The sequence below is a fragment of the Staphylococcus sp. AtDRG32 genome, from assembly GCF_004365845.1.
GTDB classification, from domain to species: Bacteria; Bacillota; Bacilli; order Staphylococcales; family Staphylococcaceae; genus Staphylococcus; species Staphylococcus hominis.
Genome location: NZ_SODE01000002.1, coordinates 57588 through 78598, shown reverse-complemented (window position 1 = coordinate 78598; position 21011 = coordinate 57588). Strand labels below are relative to the sequence as shown.

The 21011-nt window shown below is 32.2% G+C and carries 18 protein-coding genes and 1 pseudogene; 9 read left to right on the top strand and 10 right to left on the bottom strand.

The window, feature by feature from the left end:
- Positions 1–19 precede the first annotated feature (19 nt).
- The 3 genes from BDW25_RS04465 to BDW25_RS04455 form a co-directional block, all read right to left on the bottom strand.
- Positions 20–1597: a YfcC family protein gene (locus BDW25_RS04465; RefSeq protein WP_133944914.1), complete on the bottom strand. Its 1578-nt coding sequence runs from the start codon at positions 1595–1597 to the stop codon at positions 20–22.
- Positions 1598–1868: 271 nt separating this feature from the next.
- Complete coding sequence (locus tag BDW25_RS04460; protein ID WP_133944912.1) at positions 1869–4118, bottom strand: LPXTG cell wall anchor domain-containing protein; 2250 nt, start codon at positions 4116–4118, stop codon at positions 1869–1871.
- A gap of 118 nt (positions 4119–4236) precedes the next feature.
- Positions 4237–4848 (bottom strand): metallophosphoesterase, encoded by a 612-nt coding sequence (locus BDW25_RS04455; RefSeq protein ID WP_002449416.1) that lies wholly within the window; start codon positions 4846–4848, stop codon positions 4237–4239.
- Positions 4849–5104: 256 nt separating this feature from the next.
- On the opposite strand from BDW25_RS04455, the gene BDW25_RS04450 reads away from it, so the two are divergent.
- From BDW25_RS04450 to BDW25_RS04435, 5 genes and pseudogenes are all read left to right on the top strand, one after another.
- Entirely contained in the window at positions 5105–5989 is an 885-nt protein-coding gene (locus BDW25_RS04450; RefSeq protein ID WP_002449315.1) for a LysR family transcriptional regulator, read from the top strand.
- 253 nt (positions 5990–6242) lie between these two features.
- Complete coding sequence (locus tag BDW25_RS10875; protein ID WP_166667414.1) at positions 6243–6410, top strand: hypothetical protein; 168 nt, start codon at positions 6243–6245, stop codon at positions 6408–6410.
- 241 nt (positions 6411–6651) lie between these two features.
- Positions 6652–8797, top strand: a pseudogene (locus BDW25_RS04445) (MMPL family transporter); the annotation flags it as partial.
- Positions 8798–9194: 397 nt separating this feature from the next.
- The gene (locus BDW25_RS04440; RefSeq protein ID WP_133945098.1) at positions 9195–10136 is read left to right on the top strand and encodes a glycine betaine ABC transporter substrate-binding protein; all 942 of its coding nucleotides are present in this window, start codon (positions 9195–9197) and stop codon (positions 10134–10136) included.
- 183 nt (positions 10137–10319) lie between these two features.
- Positions 10320–10880, top strand: coding sequence for a TetR/AcrR family transcriptional regulator (locus BDW25_RS04435; RefSeq protein ID WP_133944910.1), 561 nt, complete (start codon positions 10320–10322; stop codon positions 10878–10880).
- Between the two features lie 327 nt (positions 10881–11207).
- Here the strand turns inward: BDW25_RS04435 and BDW25_RS04430 are convergent, their stop codons facing one another.
- Entirely contained in the window at positions 11208–12386 is a 1179-nt protein-coding gene (locus tag BDW25_RS04430) for an MFS transporter (RefSeq protein WP_133944907.1), read from the bottom strand.
- 212 nt (positions 12387–12598) lie between these two features.
- On the opposite strand from BDW25_RS04430, the gene BDW25_RS04425 reads away from it, so the two are divergent.
- On the top strand, positions 12599–12952 hold the full coding sequence (locus BDW25_RS04425; protein ID WP_002449545.1) for a DoxX family protein: 354 nt from the start codon (positions 12599–12601) through the stop codon (positions 12950–12952).
- Positions 12953–13089: 137 nt separating this feature from the next.
- On the top strand, positions 13090–13443 hold the full coding sequence (locus tag BDW25_RS04420; protein ID WP_002449196.1) for a hypothetical protein: 354 nt from the start codon (positions 13090–13092) through the stop codon (positions 13441–13443).
- 50 nt (positions 13444–13493) lie between these two features.
- On the opposite strand, the gene BDW25_RS04415 is transcribed toward BDW25_RS04420, so the two are convergent.
- Both BDW25_RS04415 and BDW25_RS04410 read right to left on the bottom strand, forming a co-directional pair.
- The gene (locus tag BDW25_RS04415) at positions 13494–13970 is read right to left on the bottom strand and encodes a peptide-methionine (S)-S-oxide reductase (RefSeq protein WP_133944905.1); all 477 of its coding nucleotides are present in this window, start codon (positions 13968–13970) and stop codon (positions 13494–13496) included.
- A 16-nt stretch (positions 13971–13986) separates the two neighbouring features.
- Positions 13987–14469, bottom strand: coding sequence for a GNAT family N-acetyltransferase (locus BDW25_RS04410; RefSeq protein WP_002449467.1), 483 nt, complete (start codon positions 14467–14469; stop codon positions 13987–13989).
- A 643-nt stretch (positions 14470–15112) separates the two neighbouring features.
- Here BDW25_RS04410 and BDW25_RS11115 point away from each other — a divergent pair.
- The gene (locus BDW25_RS11115; protein WP_262618789.1) at positions 15113–15238 is read left to right on the top strand and encodes a hypothetical protein; all 126 of its coding nucleotides are present in this window, start codon (positions 15113–15115) and stop codon (positions 15236–15238) included.
- A gap of 320 nt (positions 15239–15558) precedes the next feature.
- On the opposite strand, the gene phnE (BDW25_RS04405) is transcribed toward BDW25_RS11115, so the two are convergent.
- From phnE (BDW25_RS04405) to BDW25_RS04390, 4 genes are all read right to left on the bottom strand, one after another.
- Complete coding sequence (phnE, locus tag BDW25_RS04405; RefSeq protein ID WP_002449318.1) at positions 15559–16386, bottom strand: phosphonate ABC transporter, permease protein PhnE; 828 nt, start codon at positions 16384–16386, stop codon at positions 15559–15561.
- Complete coding sequence (gene phnE / locus BDW25_RS04400) at positions 16383–17183, bottom strand: phosphonate ABC transporter, permease protein PhnE (RefSeq protein WP_002449275.1); 801 nt, start codon at positions 17181–17183, stop codon at positions 16383–16385. The genes phnE (BDW25_RS04405) and phnE (BDW25_RS04400) overlap by 4 nt, the downstream gene beginning before the upstream one ends.
- 1 nt (position 17184) lies before the next feature.
- On the bottom strand, positions 17185–17958 hold the full coding sequence (gene phnC, locus BDW25_RS04395; protein WP_002449541.1) for a phosphonate ABC transporter ATP-binding protein: 774 nt from the start codon (positions 17956–17958) through the stop codon (positions 17185–17187).
- Between the two features lie 138 nt (positions 17959–18096).
- Complete coding sequence (locus tag BDW25_RS04390) at positions 18097–19059, bottom strand: phosphate/phosphite/phosphonate ABC transporter substrate-binding protein (protein ID WP_054105640.1); 963 nt, start codon at positions 19057–19059, stop codon at positions 18097–18099.
- Positions 19060–19309: 250 nt separating this feature from the next.
- Here BDW25_RS04390 and BDW25_RS04385 point away from each other — a divergent pair, with 250 nt between their 5' ends.
- Positions 19310–20947, top strand: a complete 1638-nt coding sequence (locus BDW25_RS04385; RefSeq protein ID WP_133944903.1) for a motility-associated ABC transporter substrate-binding family protein — start codon at positions 19310–19312, stop codon at positions 20945–20947.
- The last annotated feature ends 64 nt before the right edge of the window (positions 20948–21011 follow it).

The following is a 21011-nucleotide window of genomic DNA, read 5'->3' as shown; positions in this document are numbered from 1 at the left end:
GAAACTCAATGGCTTTTTATTATGAATATACTAATACTTGGGCAACTAATAAGCCACCGCCAAAGATAAATACAAAAACGACAATTGGCCATACAAATTTAAACCAATGTGAATATTTCATATCCAACATTTGTAATGTAGCCATAATCAATCCTGTTGGTGCTAAAAATAACATCGCATATTGTCCAAATTGATACGCTGTAACAATCACAAATCGAGGAATACCTACTGTATCAGCAAGTGGTGCAAATATTGGCATGGCAAGTACAGCCAATCCTGATGATGAAGGAATAATAAATCCTAGGAAGAAAAAGATAATCAATAATACAAGAATAAACAGTGGGCCATTCGCATGTTTTACGAGTGATGATGAAAAATTTAACACTGTATCTGAAATCAGTCCATCATTCATAATCCTATTAATACCACGTGCAAGACCAATGATTAATGATACGCCTACTAAGCTTGATGCACCATTAACAAATGCATCGACCACTTTTTTCTCACCTAATCCATTCTTACCTAATGCGACAATAAGCATAATCACAATGGTAAAGGCTAAAAACATAGACGCCATAATCGGGAACCACCATCCCTGAGTCATGACGCCCCAAACCATAATTGGGAAGGGCAAGATAAAGAGTATTAAAATAATTTTTTCACGTAAGGTAAAGATACTGTCTTCACTATTATTCTTAATCACTGACCATTGTCGTTCAAACTTCACTTTATCATCATAAGTGTATGATCGTTTCGGATTTTTTTTAATGCGTTTTGCATACCAATATAAATATCCTATCGTAAAGATGGTTGCTACAATAAGTCCAGCAATACGCCAATATAATCCATCTACAAAGGTTGTTCCTGCAGCATTAGAGGCGATGACTACTGAAAAAGGGTTAACTGTTGAAAACGTACTCCCAATAGAACTCGCCAGGAAAATAGACCCTACACATATAATGGAATCATAGCCCATCGCTATAAAGATAGGTACCAACACTGGATAGAAAGCGACCGCTTCTTCTTCAATGCCACATAACGTTCCACCTAAAATCATTAAGATGGATACCATAAAGACCAGTAAAAATTCATGTCCTTTAGTTTTTTTAGTTAATGCTAATAATCCCGATTCAAAAGCACCACTCGTTTGTACGACGCCTATTAAACCACCAAGCACAAGAATAAATACCATGACATCGACAGCTTCAATCGTTCCATTTACCATACTTGTCGTAATTTGATCGGGACCCGCTGGCTTTTGTTTCAAGCGCTCGTAAGTTCCAGGAATCGATATCGGTTTATTGATAGCACCTGATTTAAATTGGTTCACATCAATCTTGACACCTAATTTGTCAAGTTGATCTTGTGTCCCTGGGACTGTCGTTGTTTTATTATGTGCATCGACAATCTTAAATTCATGCGTTCCTGCATGATAAGAAAGCTTAGAATACGCACCTGCTGGCACAATCCAAGTTGCTAACACTGCAATAATGGTTAAAATAAATAAAATTGTAAATGCACCAGGCATTTTTAATCGAAACCGTTTTTTCTCTTTGTTATCAGATACTGTATGAGATACACCTTCACTGTGTTCCATGCTCCCCACCCCTTTAATCTTAATCACTTCAACATGTACTACGTCATAATTACAATTGAGTCATTATCAAATTGTTTTTTCATACTTTAAGTTTATGTCTAATGCATATGACACTCAATGATGATGTAAAGTAAATAGATTATTATTCATACTTTGGATACATCTTTTACATATGTTGAGTTGTCCATTTAAGTGCAACAACTCAATATATAAAAATAGAGTAAATAATTAATGTTCAATGGCATTAATTATTTACTCCTATTTATTTGGTTTAGTTATTAGATTGGTGATGTTTACGACGACTGAACCATACAAGTGCCCCACCTGCAATAGCAATCACTGCTGCAATCGGAATCCAGTTTTTCTTAATGGCTTCACCTGTTGCAGGTAATGATAAATTTCCATCACTATTAAATAAACCGCTAAGTAAACCATCATCGCCTAAATGACCTAATGATAAGCCTTGTGTTGGATTAGGAATATCACTTATACCGTCAAGTAAGCTGTTTCCATTTGTTAATCCATCAAGCAAACTACTACCTGAAGGAAGATTGCCTAATAAATGACTTCCAGTTAAACCACCTAGTAAATCTAATCCATTACCTGATAGATTTGAACCGAGATTGGAACCACTTGTGTTACCTGTAATACGATCTAATAATGATGGTCGATTTACAATTGGATCAAGAATATAGTTTAATCTATTTTTGGCTTGATCTAAGCTATTTTGAAGTTGTAATAAGTCATTGGCTTTACCATTAATTGTACTTTTCACTAAATCCAAAGCATTCGCTTTATTAGATTGTACTCTTGAAATAATATCAGCTAAAGCGTTCGCTTTTGCTTGGTTTAATTTTGTTGCTAACATTGTTTCAATGGCTTGTTTACGATTAGACGTTTTATCTAAAATATCATTTAAAATATCATCACTAGACACAAGCCCATGTTGATTAAATGCTTGTTTTAAGCGATCAACAATTTGTGAATTTGTTAAATGGTCATTTACTAATCGTTTCGCAATAGTAGCCGCTTCATTTTGGCCTAAACGTGTAGATAAGATTGTTTTTAATAAATCCTCTTTATTAGTAGCTTGTTCTAACATAGATTTTAAGATGTCATCACTTGTTGTTGAAGTCAATCCATCAATCTGTTTCATAATCTGATCTGCAATTTGTTTATCAGACTGTCCCTTTGTTTTAATATTTTTCAATATGTGTTGCGCTTCATTTTTGCTAAACACACTGTTTAATACATCTTCAGCTGCACGTTGTTTGTCAGAGACTTGTTGCAAACGATTAAGAATAATATCACGGTTATTCTCTATATTTTTACGTACGGTTTCAATGTCATTATCAATAGCTTGTTTATCTTTTTTCGCTAAATCAGCTTGATGTTGAATGTTATCACGTAAATCAGATAATTGATCTAATTTACGATTGATATATAAATGACTGGCATCATCTTTACTATTTTCAATTTTAGCAATAGCTTGATTAATTTTTTCAGTTTCAGATAATTGGTGATTCACTTTATCGAATTGGTGATGTCGTGCATCTGTATCTAAGTCTTGATCTTTATGAGTATCGTTTAATTTAGCTAATCCATCTAATATATGATGGTTTGAATTAGAATGTGTTGTATTTTCTGTTGTTGGCGCATCTTGAATGCTAGATGATTCAGTTGTCTCCTCTTCTGTACTATTTTCATCACTTGGTAATTGATTTGAATCGTTTTCTTTTGAACTTTCGATGTCTTTTTTAGCACTATCAATATCATTTTTAATACTATCTAATTTATCAACAATAGACGTTTCTGATTTAGAAGAGGTTGTTTGGTTTGAAGGTTTCTCTGTTGTTGGCACTTCTTTTGGTGATTCTTCCGTAGTAGGTTCCTCTTTCGTTACTTCATCAGTTGTGTTTTCAGAAGTATTTGATTCAGAAGACGAGGATTCATTTGATGTTGTTGCATCTTTTTGTTGACCGCTATCAACTTTATTAGATAAAGTATCTAGATCTGATACGATGTTATCTAATTCATTTGATATATTAGATGTATTATCAGCAGAAGTGTCGTTACTTGTTGTAGCCTTTTCTTCTTCTTCTGTTGAAGCATCTTGAGTGCTAGATGATTCAGTGCTATTATCCTTGTTTGAAACGTCAGTTGTGTTTTCTTGTGCTGTTACTTTATTTTCTTTTTTCGCTTCTTTGATTATATCTTTAATTTCATTCTGATTTTTAGCACTTTCAATATCTTCTTTATAACTTTTTAACTCAACTGCACTTAAATGTTTTAGTTGCTTAATGTCTTTTTTCGCTTTATTCATTGCATCTTGTAAATCTTTTTGAACATGTGTTGTAGTTTCAGAAGTTGCTGTTTCTGCATCTTGTGTTGCTGCAAATGCATCTTTAGTAAACCCGTAACCTACAAGTGAACTACTTAATATTAAAGCTGAACATGACACTTTTAAATACGAACTTAGCTTCGACATTTTACGATTTTTGTTTTGTGTATTTTTATTCATTAATGCCACCCTTTTTTAGTGATATTCCATTTCATTATATAACATTTTACATAAAACTTGAATGTCTTATTATATTTTTATTTATTCGTTTTAATCAAAGATTAAACATCATTAACTATTATATTTTTAAGCGTTTTATATTCATTTTTCGAATATTCGTTACCTCTACTGAATACTGATATTGACCTGTTAAATCAATCAGCGATAAAAACTTATTGTGTCCTGCGCCTGTATCTATAGATAATTCATTTTTATTTTTATAAATCTCGTCTTTCTTTAATCCATAGCGATTATTCGGTACATGACCATGAACTAAATATTTATTTTTAGGAATCTGACGATTAAGCGAATGTGAATAATGTCCAGTAGTATATTCTTTAATCTGCTTATTCAAAGGTTTATTGGTATCTATTCCTGCATGTGCAAAAATATAATTACCAATCACTTCAACAGCAGATAATTCACGTAAGAACGGATGCCAACGCTTAATCTTTTTATCTTTACTATTTAACCAGCGCATTTCATGATTACCTGCTAAAGCAAGCGCACCACGTCGTTTTAACCTTTTAACTAATTTTAATGTTCCAAATGAATCCGGTCCATTATTGACATAATCCCCCATAAGTACGAGCTGATCTTTTTTTGGATTATATTTTGCTCGTTTTAAAAGTATGGAAAGGGCTTTTCGATGTCCATGAATATCAGAAATCACAAGTAGCCTTTCTGACATGTAAATCTCTCCTTAAATGTAAATGCTTTATGTTGTAAGATTTGTTAAGCAACATTGTTATTACCCTCAATTTTTAATTTAATACATGAGAGCGTAACAAAATGTTTATTCAATCCTCTACTGATAATACTGTATATTCCATTATAATGTATCAACATTAACTAACTTTAAACAATTTATTAACGTAACCTCAAAATTCTTTCTTTAATATAAACAATAGAATAGAAAAAATTTATATATTTTGGGGAATTAATTTATGAATACAAAACAAATGATGATTTTTAAAAATTTTGTTGAATTGCAGAATGAAAATGCTGTTGCTGAAAAACTGGGGATAACGCAACCAACTGTAACATTTCATCTAAAAAATTTAAATAACGAACTTGGAATACCCTTATATTTTAAAAAAGGGAAATGTTTCAATTTAACAGATGCTGGAGACTTACTTTATCGTAATTCTAATAAAATGCTAAATTTAATTGATGAAACAACACATATGATTGAAGAATTCAAACAATCTAAACGTGGGACTTTACGCGTTGGAGCAAGTCATGCACCTATTTATAGTATTCTTCCTACCACTTTAAAAAAATATATGCATGATTATCCAAATATTGATATGAATTTAATTGTAGATACTGCTCCTATGATACTAAAGAAAATAAAAGATAGAGAGATTGATATCGGCGTTATTTCAGAAAAAGGATTCAATGAAAAAGAATTGAAAGTGAAACGTCTTCAAGAAAATCCACTTGTTATCGCAATGGATAAAAGACATCCTTTGGCTTCAAAAACAGATATTTCATTAGAAGATTTAAATGCGTATCGTTTCATTATTCATAGTAGTGGTTCAACACGAGAAAGTATTGATGATTGGCGAAAAAACAATTTTATTGATTTAAATGTTCATATGGAATCAAATAGTATTAGTAGTATATTAACCATTATTAAAGATTCTAATTATCTGAGTCTTGTAAGTCAAAGCACCTTATTCCATCATCCTAATATTATTGGCAAGTCATTAAAAGAAGGCCCACCTTCAAGTTATATCTCTATCGTTTACCGGGCAGATCATCATCTCACTGCTCTTATTCAAAACTTTATGACATTAATCTATTCTTTAAAAAATGAAAGTATTTAGACGTCAATGAGATGAAAAGATCATTTATATAACCAAAGGAGTAGAAAACAATTCTTGTAGAATTCATTTTCTACTCCTTTTAATTATTTTATTAAATGTAAATTTATTATAAATTTTATTAATAAATAACTATAAAAATGATAACATTTTTACATTATATTAATAAATCGCTATAAAAATTTGTCTGTTCCTAATATAATAAAATTAAGAGAACACCGTTTTCATCAATTTTGATATGAAGGAGGCTGAGTTGATGCTTATACTTTCTATTATTTTACTAGTAGTTGGTATCATACTCATCTCTATTAGTAGCTTCGTCGCATATAGACAAGATATTGATCTTAGAGAAAAAATATATTTACTTGGCGTTTTATTTGTACTCATTGGTGCAATTTGTCTTATCGGATATTTCGTAGCTTAAATTTATACATATCATAAAGAGAAGGATAACGAATTTTAAATGAATGTTATCCTTCTCTTTTTTATGCTCCTCCTCACTTCTTCTATAAAAAAACAACAATTTTAATAAAATGTTGCATTTTCCAACGTCTTAAATTTTTTAATGGTACACATATAATCAAACTCTTGTTAAATTATAAAATACGTTCTATTAACGTACATTGTCTAATAACGCTATTTTAACAATAAAAGGAGGTATTATATTGGCAAATCTATTATATAAACTTGGTACATTTATCGCTAAGCATAAATGGCTAAGTATTATTATATGGTTAGTCGTACTTGGTGTAGTGATTGCGCCTCTATTAGTTACTTCACCAAAATTTGATAGTGATATCAAAATGAATGGATTAAAATCCATTGATACGAATGATAAAATCAGTAAAGAATTTCATCAAGACAGTGAAAAAGCGTCCATGAAGATTGTCTTTCATTCAAATAAAGAGGATGGATTGAAAGATAAAACAACGAAAAAAGACATAGAGGATGCCTTAGATAATATTAAACAAGATGATGATTATATACAAAACATTTCTAATCCATATGAGTCGGGACAGGTCAATAGTGAAGGCGATACAGCTATTGCTAATATCAGCTATGTTGTCCCTCAAACAAGTATGCAAGATTCATCTAAAAAGATAGTAAATAAAGCACTTCAAGATATTAAAGATAATCACAACATTCAAATTGAAAAAACAACTGGTATGTCAATGGGCTCTGAACCTGGTGGTGTTTCTGAAATAGTAGGTATCGTAGTTGCTTTCATTATTTTACTTATCACATTTGGCTCTCTTATTGCAGCAGGTATGCCAATTATTAGTGCGATTCTTGGTTTAGCAACAAGTGTCGGTATGATTTCATTACTTACATTTATGTTTGACATTCCAAACTTCACATTAACACTAGCTGTAATGATTGGCTTAGCGGTAGGTATTGACTATTCTTTATTTATTCTATTTAGATATAAAGAAATTAAAAAATCAGGTACTGCCACGGTAGAAGCAATTGGTAAAGCAGTAGGTACTGCAGGTAGTGCTGTTATCTTTGCTGGTATTACAGTAATGATGGCAGTGTGTGGTTTATCACTAGTAGGCATTGATTTCTTAGCAATTATGGGATTTGCTTCAGCTATTAGTGTGTTATTCGCTGTTTTAGCAGCCTTAACATTACTTCCTGCATTAATTAGTATTTTCCATAAAAGTATTAAAATTAAAAATAAGCCTACTAAAAATAAAGACCCTAAACATCATCCATGGGCTAAATTCGTTGTAGGTAAACCTGTGCTTGCAACGATTATTAGTTTAGTGATTCTTATTCTAGCTATCATTCCAATCACAGGCATGCGTCTTGGTATTCCTGATGACAGTCTTAAACCAAACGATTCTTCTGAGCATAAAGCGTATCAACTGATTTCAGATAATTTTGGTGAAGGCTATAACGGACAAATTGTAATGTTAGTGAATACTAAAGATGGTGGAAGTAAAACATCAATTGAAAATGATTTAAGTAATATGCGTAGAGATATAGAAGATTTAGATAATGTAGATACAGTATCTAAAGCACAATTGAATGGTAATAATCACTATGCTATCTTTACGATTATTCCAAATGAAGGTCCAAACGCTAAATCTACCACAGATCTTGTATATGAATTGAGAGATTATCACAAAGATGCCGAAGATAAATATCATTATGACACTGAGATTTCTGGTCAAAGCGTCATTAATATCGATATGTCAGAAAAACTGAATGATGCTATCCCAGTATTCGCTAGCGTTATCGTTATACTAGCATTTATTTTACTTATGATTGTATTTAGATCTATCCTTGTACCATTAAAAGCAGTACTTGGATTTGTCTTATCATTAATGGCAACCCTTGGATTTACAACCTTAGTCATGCAAGATGGTGTGATGAGTGGTCTATTTGGTGTAGACAATACAGGTCCATTACTTGCCTTTTTACCTGTTATTACAATCGGTTTATTATTCGGATTAGCCATTGACTATGAATTATTCTTAATGACACGTGTTCATGAAGAATACAGCAAAACTGGAGATAATGATCACTCTATTTGCGTAGGTATTAAAGAAAGTGGTCCAGTTATCGTTGCCGCTGCATTAATTATGTTCAGTGTGTTTATTGCCTTTATCTTCCAAGATGATACTGCAATTAAATCAATGGGTCTTTCTCTTGCATTTGGTGTATTATTTGATGCTTTTATTGTCAGAATGACATTAATCCCTGCTTTAACTAAATTATTCGGTAATGCATCTTGGTACTTACCGAAATGGTTAGGTGTTATATTACCTAAAATTGATGTTGAAGGTAAAGCATTAGAAGAACGTCATGAATCTTCTACTTCTAATTATAAGCACTCAAATGCACCTCGTTATAGAGAATTCGTTGATACACAAGATGTATCTTATCAACATCAAAATCGCAGCTATGCTACCCATTCTAATAATTATAATGCATATGATGATGTTGATTACGAAGCTTTATATACCGAAGAAGGTACACCTGAAACGGTTCATTCTAAGCGACAAGAACAGCATGACACTACAACTTATTTTGATAAAACCACACACCTATACAAAGATTTAACTGATAATAATACGGAGCAGGATGTATTATTTAAAGCATTGATGCTTTATGCCCGCGAACATAATCAACATGTTTACGATAAATATCAAACGAGTCATACAGACAATAGAAAAGATGATCAGGGAGGCGAAAGATATTGATGCTTAAATCACGCGTATCAAAATTTTTAGCACTATTAGCCACACTCACACTAGCCATAGTTTTAAGTGCCTGTGGGAATAGTCAATCCAACTCCTCTACACAAAGTAAAACCGTATTAGGAGACAAAACGATTGAAATCCCTTATATTGCAAGTGATAATTCAACTGCACGTTCACTTGTGATTGCGGAAGTATTAAAGAAAGCTGGTTATGATGTTACAACTACACCTGTGCCAGCAAGTGGACCATTATATGCAACAGTGTCTGCAAGTGATGATGCATTTCATGCTTCAGGTATTTTTCCAGAAACAGATAAAAGATATTATGATAAATTTAAAGATACACTTACTTTATATGATGACAAACATTTAATTAATCATGTTAATGTTGGATTAGCAGTACCTAAATATGTTCAGAACATTGATTCAATTAAAGATTTAAAAGATGATAAAGATTTTGGTAAATCTGTAGATTGGACAATTCAAGGTACTGATAACAGAAATGGTGTTATGCAACAAACGAATGATGAATTAGATAGAGACGATTTGAGTAAATATAGTCTAGATAAAAGTTCCGATCAGGAACAATTCAAAAAAATTCAAAAAGCATATCAACAACAACAACCTATTCTTTTCACATCAATGGAACCAAATTGGTTTTCGAAAGAATTAGATGTCAAAATGCTTAAAGATCCAGACAAAATTTATGGAAATAATAAGCAACATATTGATCTAGTATTCAATCATAATTTTAAAGAAAAACATCCAGCGGCATATGACATTGCAACACGTATGGCAAAAGATTGGGATCAAAAAGATGAGGAACGTTTAGCTAAAAACATCTTTGTTAAAAGTAAAAATCCTGAACAAGTAGCAAAAGATTATGTAGACAATCATGATCACAACGTCGATGATTGGTTAAAAGATATCGACACTAAATAAATATTAAATTGACACTTTATTTGACAATTAAGTGTGGCGAAGAACATTAAATATTCTATCGTCACACTTTTTTATTATCATATTAAAGATGTATATTTGGAATTATTCTAAAGTTTATGATACTTTACTTTTAATAAGTCAAACTTTCGAACTAGAAAAAATGAATAGGAGTATTTTCAGATTATGCCTACTGCCAATCAAAAGCGTATGATTAAACATATAAACGCAACTGTATTTAAATTATTAAATGATTATCATTTTGACAAAATAACAATTCAAAAAATTTGTGATAACGCAGAAATTAATCGTAGTACATTTTATCGTTATTTCCAAGATAAATACGACCTTCTATTCTCTTTACCCGACTATATCGCAACTGAATTTCATCATGATGATACTCGACCTTTTCTTTCTACAGAAGAATCTTTTCAACAATTCATCTATTTTATCGGAGAACATAAGAAAGTATTTAAACATTTACTGACCTCTTCTCGTCAAGCGGATGTCTTTCGTAATCTAACGCATGTAAGTCGTGAACTAATGTTAGATAGCGTAAAAAGTCAAAATGATCCACTTGCTTTAAAAATTAAACACAGTCATCACCCTGAAATTATTGCAGATTTTTATAGCAGTGGCATGATAGAGGTCTTAAGACGTTGGGTAGAAAATGATTACAATTATAGTGTAGATGAGATTTTTGCTACATTGCATGACATTTTAGATATATCTTTAAACTGTAAATAGTCTAATAATGCTTTGACTTCGCGTCCTACTTGATACTTGAGAAGCAGATTATGGGTTTTGTCCTGTCATCACATGTCCATCTACTTCTACATAAGTTATCAATGGAAGACATCTATCCAAGTAGGTTGCTCCATGTTGTTTAATTCATTTTGTAATGGAAAGGGATAGTGGTATCTCTATTGACTATTGACCTAGAAAGTGTCTTAATTGGAAGACACCCTATGAAATTTTAAATTCTAAGTTGTTGCACTTAATTTGACAACTCAACTTATAAAAAATAAGCATCCAAACTCATTTTGAATTTGAATGCTTTTGACACCCACAATGTCATCGTATTACATTTTTTCTACGTGGTAAAAGTAAAGCGACTATAAGAGCAATGATTCCAATGGCCGCAATTATTATAAATTGTAATGTAAAATCAGATAATGGTCGAATAAGAATCATCAATAATGGTGCAATGGCTGTTCCTAAAAACAGAATAAATGTATTAACGGATAAGAAGAAACCTTGATTTCGATTGACTACCATACCTACTTTTGAAATCGTCGATGGAATCGCAAACGCAATCCCTCCTACAAATAGCACACTCCAAATAATCAGTAGACTGATATTAGTTGTGAAAGCCATTAAAATAAGTGATACCACACTTACAACTAATGCACCTACGATAACATGTTTAACTCCTGTACGATCACTAATACGTCCTGCTAATAATGAAAGTAACATCCCAATAATACCAAAGAGTTTAGCATTAATGGCTGTTGCTTCCGAGCCACCCACAATATCAGAAGTAATATAATGATTAAAGATTGTATACATACTAATAAACATGGTAAGTAAAGATAAAGAAATAAGATAACATAATATGACTATTTTATTATCTTTAAAATCTTTAAAGTTTTTAAAGAAACCTACTAGTTTGAGTTGAGGATTTTTCACTGGACTTTCTGGAATATATTTATATATAAGTACTGCTATGAAGATGTAAAGTAACGTTAATATAAAATAAACCATATGCCAATTAGAATAACGTACTACAATTTCACTCAAGTTTTGGCCAATGACACCAGATAACATAAAACTTGTACTAATAAAACTAATCGCAGTCACACGTTTCACTGGTGAATACGTTTCAGTGACATAAGTAATAGATACAGGTGAAAAAGCTGCCGCGCATATACCTTGAATTGCACGAAGAATAATAAGTAGTGTGAACGAATGAATGAAGCCTATAAGTAAACATATGATGACGAGTCCAATAAGTCCAAATAAAATCGTACGAATACGTCCAAATTTTTCAGAAATTGTACCATAAAATAGACAACTTAGTGAATACGTAATTGAAAAGATCACACCATTTAGAGAGGCAACAGCATTTGAAATGCCAAAATCTTTTGCGAATACAGAAGTAAGGGGTAAAGCAGTATATAAACTTGCCATAACAATAATACCCGAAATAAAGAAAATTGTAGTCATTCGATTATAATTCATCGATGTTTCCATAATACAACTCCTTTCATAGATTTTGTCACAACAGTATTATTATGACACGTTCAATATAGTTTCTAAAGTGTACTGATTAACACTTTCTTATAAAAAGATAATTATCTAACGCTTTTTATTGACTTTACTTACCAATAATCATATAATTTCTAGTATAAAAATTATACTTATTTTATAATAAAATAATTTAACTAAAAAAGGAGTACTTATTAATGATCTTACGTTATGCTGCAAATTTAAAACTTGCAAAAGAATTATATGATTCATCAAAACCAAAATTACAAGGTAGCCAAGAAATGATTGATACATTTAAAAATGTATTTGGTTTACCAGAAAAATCAGTTAAATTAGCAGGTACAGTAGAAGCTACTGCTGCTGCATTATTTGCTGCAAGTTTCTTAAACAAAAATATTTCTCGTTTAGGTTCTATTGCAACATTTGGTGTATTAGGCGTTGCAGCTTACAAACACTTTGAAGCCGGTCACGGTAAAGAAGGCGCACAACACGCTTTAGATTTACTTGGCTTAGCTGCTTTAAGTTTTGCTGATACATTCGGTAAAAACTAATTCAATAACTATATAAATAAAAACGTTCAGCGTGAATGCATTACACATTTATGCTGAACGTTTTTATTTAACTTTTTTTAACGTGACTTTTATACTTAGTTTAACTAAAAAATATAATATAAAGGAGCGTTTAGATAATGATATTACGTTATGCTACCAATTTAAAACTCGCTAAAGATTTGTATGCCGCTTCAAAACGTAAACTTACTGGTAACCCTTATACTAAACAACTATTTACACAAGATTTTAAATTATCGGAACGTGCAATGAAATTAGCAGGTGTGATTGAGTTCATTGCATCGGGTTTGTTTGCCACAAGTGTCTTGCATAAAAATATCTCTCGCTTAGGATCACTTGTCACGTTTAGTGTATTAAGCGTTGCAGTATATAAACGCCTTGAGGCAGGTCATGGTAAGGTTGGCGCACAACATGCTTTAGATTTATTAGGTTTAGCTGCACTTAGTCTTATCGATACATTTTCTAAGAAATAATAAAGCGCACATGGGACAACGAATACGATAAGAATGCTGTCCCATTCCTTTTAGTTGTATTTATTTAAAATACTTTTAGAGATGTGACATAATGATATATCTTCAGGATGTTTATCTAATCTATCTTGATGTTCGTCTGCACTTTTAACATAATTTTCTAAAGGACGTACTTCCACAACGATTTTATCTCTATCTGAACGTTGTTGAATGAATTGTTGTGCTTCTTTAAGATGGCTCTCATTTTCACTATAAACACCTGTACGATATTTAGGTCCTTTATCTACGCCTTGCTTATTCAGACTGTATGGGTCTATGATTTCAAATAAATAATGCATTAAATCATGAATTGAAGTGATGTCAGGATTAAAAACTGTTTTAACGCATTCTACATAGCCATCATATTCATCATCAAGTCGCTGCGTCGTTCCATTCGCACGTCCTGCTTCAGTAGCTATAACGCCTGGCAATGTTTTAATAAATGCTTGTACACCCCACAAACACCCTCCAGCTAGATATACTGTTTCCAATGTATCACTCCTATTTTTATAATTCTTTTACTAAATTATACCAAGCTACATTTGCATGATTAGAATCTGATAATCCTTTATTAATATATCCATGTGATTCATAAAAATTTACTAAAGTATCGCGACAAGTGAGAGTGACTCCGAAACGTACATGTTGCCTTGCTATATTCTCAAAATCATTTAACAGTTGTCCTGCAATGCCTTGATGTTGAAAATCTTTCGCTACAACTAAACCGAGTACACTTAAATAACCACCCATATTGGGGTTAGGTCTAATCGATGCAAATAAATCATCTGTAATAAACTTATTCGAAATAGCTGGACCATTAATATAGCCAACGATTTGATTGTTTTCTTCTGCAACAATAAACGTATCCGGAATGATTTCAATACGCTGTTTTAAAGCTTGAGTTGTTGCTGCTTCTTCTTTAGTAAACCCTTCATTTTCTAATTGAATTAAACTTTCTAAATCACCTGCCACTACATTTCGAAAAATCATGTTCTACACCCTTTCAATATCATCGTATAGTTTTATTTAATAGCGATTTATCCTATCAACTTTTAAGTGTATGACAAAACTGTCATATAGATGATAGGGAATATTAAGGTTGTTTTTTTATGAATATGTTAGTTTATAAATGTACATAGTTATGATTATTTTTGAAAAAATAAAATCATTATCTTTATGTATATAGAATGATCATTACTAAGAACTAACTATCTTTGAGTATACATCATTTTAAATAGATATTTGGTACAACACTTATAGCATCTTCATTTATTTTTTCTCGAGGTCATGCATTTACATCCTAGCAGAATATTGATTAACAATATAATGATCACATACCTCATCAGCCTATTGCTTCAGAGAACGATACTAATTAATCATGACCAAAACGATTGACTCATTACACCTAGAAATGATTACAACATAAATCAGGGTATTAACTATAACATGAATCACATTCCCGTCATCCGTTAGAATCAACACACATGTTTTTATCATGTTTCAGCCCAACAGTGAAATCTATCTGAAAACAAGTATCGGTTTCAATAGTCTTGTAGAGGAAAATGGATGAAGTAAAGACACCCTAGAAAATAATGACAACGATTTTAATAGTTATGTTGAAAAACAGAACTTAATGAAACAGCGAACAACGACGATTCAACTCCATGATACTAAATTAAATGCTATTCAAACAACACGTTACTCTGACAACACGACTTATGTATCGAATCACACATCAATGAACCACCGCATTATTTAAAAACAGAACCTACACTTAGTTATCATCATTCACAATCCTTAAATAACGTTACATATTCTTTAGTAACACCCCTTACTAAAAAATATGACACTAATACTTCAAAATATAATGATTTTAGCATATTCACTCTTATACTAGCCTTAGAAGTATTAGCTTTAGACGCGTTATTCCTAAAAAACATTAACTGTATTTTTCTAAGTATCTGTTACTAATACTGTAACAACATTTCTTTCATGCATTATAAAAGAGCTATTGTCCAGTTTTCTAAGTTCTGGCAATAGCTCTATTTGTTTATAAAAACGTTCAAATTATGTCTTCTATTACACAATACGTTTACGAATAGCTCCCGAGATAAAGTCAACAATGGCTACCATAATCACTAAGCCGATTAAGATAATCCCTACTCGATCCCATGAACGTGTTTGAAGTGCAAAGATAAGTGGTGTACCAATACCACCAGCACCGATTAAACCTAAAATAGATGCTGAACGTAAGTTTAATTCAAAACGATATAAAATAAGGGATAAGAATGAAGGTAAAATTTGAGGAATAACCGCAAAGACAAGTGTTTTAGTTTTATTCGCACCACTTGCTTTTAAAGCCTCTGCTGATGAGAAGTCTAAACTTTCAATATCCTCTATAAATAATTTACCTAACATCCCTACTGAGTGAATCCCTAACGCAAGTACCCCTGAAAATGAACCAGGACCTACTGCTTTTATGAAAATTAACGCCATAACAATTTCAGGGAATACACGAATCACACTAAGAATGAATTTAGTAATCCCTGTGACTGGTCGAACTTTTACTAAGTTACGTGCACCTAAAAATGCGAATGGTATGCAAATCACTGCTGCGATAAATGTACCAATAACAGCAATGGCAAACGTTTCAAGTAAACCACGAAGTAAGTCTTCTCCAGCTGGAATATAAACGTAACCCCAATCGGGGTGGAATAATCCATTAAAAATAGATTTAAGAATTTCAATTGATTTAGATTTTAATTCTAAAGCAGGCATACCTGCAAAACCCCAAACAATGATAGCTAAAACAACAATGGCAATAAGCCAATGTTTAATCATTCTTTGTTTGTGTTCCTTTGATCTCACTGGATATTTCTTTTCTAACTGATGCTGTTCTTGTGTCATGCGAGTTTTTCCCTCACTTTCGAGCTGACATAGTCAATAATGACAACAATGACTAAAGTGAACAGAATAATCATCGCTGTTTTTGGATATTGGAATAATCCTAAAGTTGAGTCGTAGAATAAACCGATACCACCAGCACCTACTAATCCAAGAACTGCTGAGGCACGAATATTAATCTCAAATGCAAATAATACATAGGATAAAAATGTAGACATTGTTTGTGGAACTACTCCAAACATAATCCATTTTGTTTTATTTGCACCTACTGCCGTCATCGCTTCCATTGGACCTGGATCAATTGTTTCAAGCGATTCATAGAACAATTTCGCAATAACACATATTGTTAAAATAAATAATGCCAATACCCCTGGAATTTGTCCGATACCAAAAACTGCAACAAAGACAGCAGCTAATAATAAATCAGGAATGGTACGTACAATATTTAAAATAAAACGTGATGGAATCGTAATCCACTTTGTTTTTACAATATTACTTGCACAGAGCAATGCAACCGGAATTGATACGATGGATCCTAAGAATGTCCCTACAATCGCCATGCGAATTGTGTCTAACATAGGTTTTGTAATGGTATTTAAGTAACTCCAATCTGGTGGGACCATTTGCCCAAAGAAAGAACCGATTTGTGGAATCCCTACCATTAAGTCACTAAAGCTAAAGCCCGTATATAAAAAACTCCACACTACGAGCGCAATCACTAAAAATAGAGTTAAACTAGTTTTGAAAGAGAATTTTTTATTTAAATATTGATCATATTTACTTGTAGTAGGTGTTGCCATATTACTCCACCCCTAGCTTCTCATCGTCATTAAGTTTACGGCCATAAATTTCGTTAAATACATCTTCATTCGCTTCACTTGCCGGCCCATCATAAACCAGTTCTCCTGCACGTAAACCAATAATCCGTGTTCCATATTCTAATGCTAAATCAACAAAGTGTAGGTTAATTAAAATGGTAATACCTAATTCTTCATTGATTTTTTTCAAGTCATCCATAACTTGTTTAGTAGTGAGCGGGTCTAAAGATGCAACAGGCTCATCTGCTAAAATAATCGCTGGCTCTTGCGCTAAGGCACGTGCAATTGAAATACGTTGCTGTTGACCTCCAGACAGTTCATCTGAACGTTGGTCATATTTATCCAAAATATTCACACGTTCTAACGCATCCATTGCTTTAATTTTGTCTTCTTTTGGAAATAATCCTAATATCATTTTCCAAGTTGGATGATAACCGACACGACCACTTAATACATTTCTCAACACAGTAGATCGTTTGACTAAATTAAAATGTTGGAAAATCATTCCTATATTACGACGCATCATTAATAATTCTTTACCTTTCGCTTTCGTAATCGATTTACCTTCAATTGTAATATCTCCCGAAGTAATATCATGTAGACGATTAACAGATCGTAATAATGTAGATTTCCCCGCACCTGATAAACCTACGATAACAGCAAAGTCACCTTTTTCAATGTTTAAATTGATATCTTTTAACCCCACATGACCATTAGGATAAATCTTGCTCACATTTTTAAACTCTATCTGACTCATGTATGTTTACACCCTTCTTTTTAATACAGAGAAAGAGGTCGGGACAAAATCATAAGAAATGATATATGCATTTCTTATATGACTCAATTGCCCTAGCCTCTTCTCTTTATCACTTATTTAGTTCTATCTATGTGAAAATTATTTCATATCTTGAACTTCTTTTTCATATTTTCTTACGATATCGAAGTCTGAGTCTTTAGCATCTGTATAGCCTTCGTGAGAGTATACTTCACTAATAATTTTATGTCCTTCTTTTGTTTTAGAGATATCTTTAAATGCTTTTTTAAGTTTATCTTGGAAGTCTTTGTTCATATCAGGACGAACTGAAATCGTATCGTTAGGAATTGGTTTTGTTAGTTTAAGAATTTTAGTATCTTTAAATACGTTGGGTTGATCTTTTTTAACAATGTTACGTGCATCTTGGAATACAGCTGCAGCGTCAACATCGCCATTTAATAATGAAATCACAGCTTGGTCATGACCTTTCATGTTTACGATTTTCATATCTTTAGTAGCGTCAATACCAGTATCTTTTTTAATTGTTGCAATTGGGAATGTGTAACCTGCTGTTGAAGTTACATCTTGTAATGCGATTTTTTTACCTTTTAAATCTTTTAAGCTATTAATACCTGAATTTTTTTTAACTAAGATTTCTGATTTATAATCTTTTACAAGTTTTTTATTACTAGAACCATCTTCATTCACACCATAACGTTGTGCTTGTAATAATAAATCAGCTGCTTTTTGATCATGTGCTAACGTGTAAGCAGTTGGTGGTAAGAAACCAACATCTACTTTTTTAGATTTCATTGCTTCAACAATTGTATTGTAATTTGTTGATACAGACACTTTTACTGGAATACCTAATTTCTTAGATAATAATTTTTCAAGCGGTTTTGCTTTTGCTTCAAGTGTATCTGCATTTTGTGATGGTACGAATTGTACAGTTAATTCTTTAGGTGTGTAGCCATCTTTACTTGAACTTGATCCACCATCCGAATTACTACTTTTATTATTGTCTAACGAGCTATTATTTCCACATGCTGCTGCAAAAATAATAACTGATAGCGCTAATACTAAAAGGTACTTCAATTGCTTCATAACATATTGCCCCCGTTCGCTATGTATACATTCATGTAATTTGTCAACGCATTTCATTTGACAATACTAAGAGTAGCACAATATTAACCAAAATAATATTTATTATGTGTGAATTTTTTATAGAATTGTTTTACACTGTTAAAGAATTGTAAAATTTATTTAAACATTCTCTAAATAATCTATTATCAACTTATTTTTTTATTATACTTTTTCTATAAATCATTTAAAAATATATTTGGGAGATAAAAATATGAAATGGATAAAAGTATTAAGTAGTACTATTTTAGCTTCAGCAATTACATTATCTGCAACGCCAATCAGTCATGCTACACCAAATCAAACTACCACTCAAACTGTCGCTTTTGACGCTTCACACGGCCAAACGGCAGGAGCTGCTGATTGGGTCATTGATGGTGGCTTTTCCGATTATGCTGATTCAATGCGTCAACAAGGATATACTGTGAAACAAATCGATGGAGAATCTAATATTACACCTAATACACTACGCGGCATCAATATTCTCGTTCTTCCAGAAGCCAATATTCCTTTTAAAAAGAGAGAACAACAAGCTATGCTTAATTTTGTTGAAAAAGGTGGCAATATCATCTTTATCTCTGATCATTATAATGCAGACAGAAACTTAAATCGTTTCGATTCTTCAGAAGTGATGAATGGTTATCGTCGTGGTGCATATCAAGATATCACCAAAGATTTAACAAATGAGGAAAAACATTCTAAAGCTATGCGAAATGTTAAAAGTTCAGATTGGCTTTCTGAACACTTCGGTGTACGTTTCCGTTACAACGCTTTAGGTGATTTAAACACTCAAAATATTGTGTCATCTAGTGACAGCTTTGGTATTACTGAAGGTGTACATTCTGTATCAATGCATGCTGGTTCAACTCTTGCCATTACAGATCCTACAAAAGCAAAAGGTATTATCTTCTTACCAGACCATTTGTCTCAAAAACAACGTTGGTCTCATGCAGTCGATCAAGGTATTTACAATGGCGGTGGTATAGCAGAGGGTCCTTATGTTGCTATCTCAAAAGTAGGCAAAGGAAAAGCAGCCTTCATTGGAGATTCATCATTAGTCGAAGATAGTACACCTAAATATGTACGTGAAGATAATGGAAGAACTAAGAAAACGTATGATGGGTTTAAAGAACAAGATAATAGTAAATTACTTAAAAATATTACAACTTGGTTTGGAAAACAAGATCATACACCGAATTTAAAAGAAACAGGTATTAAGTTAGATCAACCAACACCATTACTTAACTTTGAACAACCACAACATTCAACTGAACCTGAAAAAGAACCATGGTCACAACCTCCAACTGGTTATAAATGGTATGACCGTTCAACATTTAAACTAGGTAGTTATGGCAGTACATTATCACAACTAAATAGTAAACATAGAAATCATGGCAGCCATAATGATAATAACAAAGCGAATAGTACAGAAGACAATACAACTGAAAACAATCATTCACAAGAGGATACGAATACATCACAGTCTTCCCAAGATACAACTACTTCTAATTCAATGATTTCTAGCAATAATGTTCAATTCCATTTACCAGATAATGTATCAGTGAATCAACCATTTAATATTCAAGTTGAATTAACAAACATGGCTAAAAATACAACTATTGATTATTTAAAATTAGGTATTTATCAAGATGGTGGTAGACAACTTGCACGTTTTTCTCAAGATGGGCAAACTTATGATACGGTAGGCTATAGTCAAGAACAAAGTGTAACCACTGATGATCAAGGTAACGCAACGTTAACTTTTACAGCTAAAACATCTGAACCTATTTCGGGTGCGAATATTCGTTTAAAACAAGGTAGTAAAACGCTTGCTACAGGTTCAATTCAATAATTTATAATAGTAATACAATACGTAAGAGATAATAAAGGTATGTGGCGTTCAATAAACTACTTCC